This window comes from Butyrivibrio sp. (assembly GCF_015056685.1).
In the GTDB taxonomy this organism is placed as follows: Bacteria; Bacillota; Clostridia; order Lachnospirales; family Lachnospiraceae; genus Butyrivibrio.
In genome coordinates this window covers 1-3446 of sequence record NZ_SVFW01000093.1, presented here as the reverse complement: position 1 = coordinate 3446, position 3446 = coordinate 1, and the positions used below count along the sequence as shown (strand labels likewise).

Sequence of the window (3446 nt, the reverse complement as noted above, 5' to 3'; positions counted from 1 at the left end):
TACTGAAATTTAATCGCTCTACAAATTTGAAGTTGTTGCTTATATACCTCTTATGTGATCATCTATATTTGCCTTTATCACATAACTACTGTTCTTAGTTATATCCCAGACGTGGATTCCAGTGTCTGACGTGCGAAAAAAAATATTCTCTCCGATGGGCATATGAAGCATAGCGCCATATAGCTGGTTCACCATACCTCCATGCGTCACTATTGCTATGACTGACTCAGGACCGTTTTCTGAAAGCACTCTCTGCAATACTTTTTCAGCTCTGCTACGGAAATCAACCTTAGATTCCTGGCCGTACACTGCCTGATCTATAGGCAAGTTTTCTATATAAGGATAAAGCCGGTCAGCGTCTTCGCGGGAGAGACCTGCTAACATCCCGTTGTTAAACTCCATTAAATCCGGCTCATACTCAATCGCAATTCCTGACTCATCAGACAAATGTTTCGCAGTTTGGGCTGCCCTCTTAAGCGTACTTGCGTAAATTCGTGTAAGCCGATAATTACCGGTCACATAATTTGCCATGGCAGAAGCCTGCTCATGTCCCTTTTTTGTCAGTTCAAAATCCGCCCTGCCCTCGTGGACATCTAGGATATCTGCTTCAGATTCACCATGCCTGATAATTAAAAGAATCATTTTAATCTGGTCTCCTTTACAAACTCCGAATTGTCATCATCTATAAAACTGGAATTTAATACTTGCTAACATACTCCAATTATCTGCTTTGGTATTCGTACCATTCTTCATCTATCTTTTTGAATCCAACAGCCTCAAACATTCGCCTACTATGCTCATTAAAGGAATAGATATTTGCCTTAACAGTATCCATACCCTTTTCTTTAGCAAGTTTAAGCATATCTTCACCGCATCGTCTTCCAATGTGCTGATTCTGGTATTCTTTGCACACTACAACAGCGACTTCTGCATTGTCTCTTAACGAAACATCCCCCTACCAATGTTCCCTTATATTCTATGTAGTAGCAATCCCCATGAGAGCTTAGATAATCATACATAGCATGTAAAAGATCTAAATCATATGGTTCATCTCTGTTATCTACCTGCTTACATACATCCAAATCCTGATACCAAGGAAGTGAAGCCTCGTCATTCCTATAATATGGAATCAGTTTTAATTCTTCATCAATGATTCGCTCTGTCATTCTCTCCACATATCCATTCCTGGGCCATCATTGTCATTTGGGCGGGCCTTGAAGCCAAGCTTCTCGTAAAACGCCTCTTTTCCTTTTGATGCCACAATAACTATCTTTATACGCCAGCCTTCCTTGAGCTGGTTATCAATATACTTGATACATTCCTGCACCATTTTCTTGCCGATACCCTGCCCCTGATATTCCGGATTTACAATTACATCCGCAAGGTAAGCTATATAACCCTTATCCCAAAATATCCTTGCGCAGCCAACAGTTTTCCCTTCATCCACACAGGAAATAATAAAATCTGAGTTGTCCAATCCAGACTGCGCCTGATCATCGCTGATGATCGGCCAGCCAACAGATGTCCGAAGGCCACAGTAATCCTTTACCGATAGATTATTACAATATGTTAGCATTCCAATTCTCCCAACTGATCGTTTAATGTTTTGTATTTATTTTGTCACAATTAAAAAGGCTGGTACTTACCTTAAGTAAGCATCATGCCTTCATGATATCATAGCCACAATGGCTATTCTACTGCTTTTCAACTCTATTTATTATCCAGTACATGGATTTCTACAACCTTATCCCACAGATTTTTCATCTGCGAAAAGTGGCTGATCAAAAATCCCCGATAAATTTAAATTTATTCGATTGCTTTCAGCACAGAAGTCGGTCCCCAGCTGTTCAAAACTGAAACAGATGAAAAACCCGCTTTATTTAAGGCTTCTATTTCGTGTTCAACTGTTAATGGAGTATCGTAATGATAAAAAGTATCGTCCTCTATGTTTTGTTCTTTTTTCAAGCGAAGCAGCTCTGCACGGCGAAAACACTCTTCTTCATCGGACTTTGCAAAATAATCCGTAAGGATGAAGCTTCCTCCGGGTTTCAGCGCTTTTAGGAATTTCTCATACAGTCGTATTTTCTCCTCCCCTGTAAAATGGTGAAGAGATTCCACAGACACCGCTGCATCAAAAGAATTTTCACCAAACGGCACATCAAAATACGAGCCCAAAATCAAAGTCATATTCTTATCAGGAAATTTGTTGCGCAATGCCTCAAGCATACCCGGTGCAAGGTCGATGCCCGTAACCTCCGCCGAAGGCACCAGTTCAAAATAGTAACCAAGTTCCAACCCTGTACCGCAGCCCAAATCAAGAAGGCGTGTGCCGGCAATTTGTGGCAGGCAGCTTGCTGTATACGGATAGAATTCCTTTGCGGAATCAATACAGGTTAATTGATGTTCTTCGTACCCACTTAATCTGGCATCAAAGAATTCACCCATTTTTTCAAGCATCTTTCATACCTCCATAAACTGCGATTTACAGAACTATTAGGCGGAGCATAACTCCACCTAACAGTGCTTTCATTTCGATAAACACATTTATCTTATAATTCTTCCATTAGTTTAACCGCGGTAATAATCATATTTGAACGGACATTCATGTGATGATTCCAATTCCGCGTGTCCCATTTTTCGCCGCTCACATCATCACCTGCATAAAGTAATTGAGCTAAATGAATATCATAATACTTAGATACCGCAAAAAACGCTGCTGTTTCCATTTCAACCGTTATACATCCCTCATTTCTTCTTAGCTCAATCATTTCGGGGGTTTCTCTGTACATAGCGTCTGTTGTCCATGTTTTCCCTGTTGTATAAGGTATCCCTAATTTTTCCAACCCAGAAATAACATAATCTGTAGTTTCTTTATGACATTCCACTTCACGGGAAGGTTCTAAATAATGATAAGACGTTCCCTCATCTCTAACAGCAGCAACAGGCACAATTATCTCCCCTACTTTAGATCCTTTTTTAATAGAGCCTGCACCACCACATATAATGAATTTTTCACATCCCATAGCGTATAATTCTTCGATTGTTCCAGCCGCACCAGGAGCTGTACAAAAGGGCATGGTAATACAAATTCTGTCATTAGATTTGTTGTATTCGTAAATAGGAATGTCTAAAACCTCAGAATGAAGATACCCAATTACAGGGAGTTTTTCATCTTCAACAAACTGCTCCAGTTCTTTCCTAAAAAATGTAATGACACATTTAGATGGAAGCGTCTTTTCCAAAAAATCTGTAGGTTTAATTATTGGGCTTCTGCTTGTATCGAACTCACAAACAGGATATTTGTTCTTAATTATCATTTTTAACCTTTCCTTCAAATTGCCGATTTGTCTTAGTCGATAATACTGGAAGATACCTTCATTTCATACTCCTTTACCTATGGCTACTTATCCATCCCTATCCACTGTATGAAAGCTGTCTTATCACTG

The 3446-nt window shown here is 39.7% G+C and carries 5 protein-coding genes; all 5 read right to left on the bottom strand.

From position 1 onward, the window contains the following. Window positions 1-39: 39 nt before the first annotated feature. Window positions 40-642, bottom strand: coding sequence for a histidine phosphatase family protein (locus E7303_RS17895; RefSeq protein ID WP_292146822.1), 603 nt, complete (start codon window positions 640-642; stop codon window positions 40-42). A gap of 79 nt (window positions 643-721) precedes the next feature. Beyond that, window positions 722-913, bottom strand: a complete 192-nt coding sequence (locus E7303_RS17890; RefSeq protein ID WP_292146821.1) for a GNAT family N-acetyltransferase — start codon at window positions 911-913, stop codon at window positions 722-724. A gap of 249 nt (window positions 914-1162) precedes the next feature. Further along, window positions 1163-1576, bottom strand: coding sequence for a GNAT family N-acetyltransferase (locus tag E7303_RS17885; protein WP_292146820.1), 414 nt, complete (start codon window positions 1574-1576; stop codon window positions 1163-1165). Window positions 1577-1806: 230 nt separating this feature from the next. Further along, on the bottom strand, window positions 1807-2457 hold the full coding sequence (locus E7303_RS17880) for a class I SAM-dependent methyltransferase (RefSeq protein WP_292146818.1): 651 nt from the start codon (window positions 2455-2457) through the stop codon (window positions 1807-1809). A 92-nt stretch (window positions 2458-2549) separates the two neighbouring features. Then, a complete protein-coding gene (locus tag E7303_RS17875) occupies window positions 2550-3317 on the bottom strand; it encodes a nucleoside phosphorylase (RefSeq protein WP_292146817.1) in 768 nt (255 codons plus the stop codon). Between the last annotated feature and the right edge of the window lie 129 nt (window positions 3318-3446).

Bases quoted from the DNA above. Each gene is read 5' to 3' on its own strand.
- E7303_RS17885 (WP_292146820.1), bottom strand. From the start codon at position 1,576: ATGCTAACATATTGTAATAATCTATCGGTAAAGGATTACTGTGGCCTT.
- E7303_RS17880 (WP_292146818.1), bottom strand. From the start codon at position 2,457: ATGCTTGAAAAAATGGGTGAATTCTTTGATGCCAGATTAAGTGGGTAC.
- E7303_RS17875 (WP_292146817.1), bottom strand. From the start codon at position 3,317: ATGATAATTAAGAACAAATATCCTGTTTGTGAGTTCGATACAAGCAGA.
- E7303_RS17895 (WP_292146822.1), bottom strand. From the start codon at position 642: ATGATTCTTTTAATTATCAGGCATGGTGAATCTGAAGCAGATATCCTA.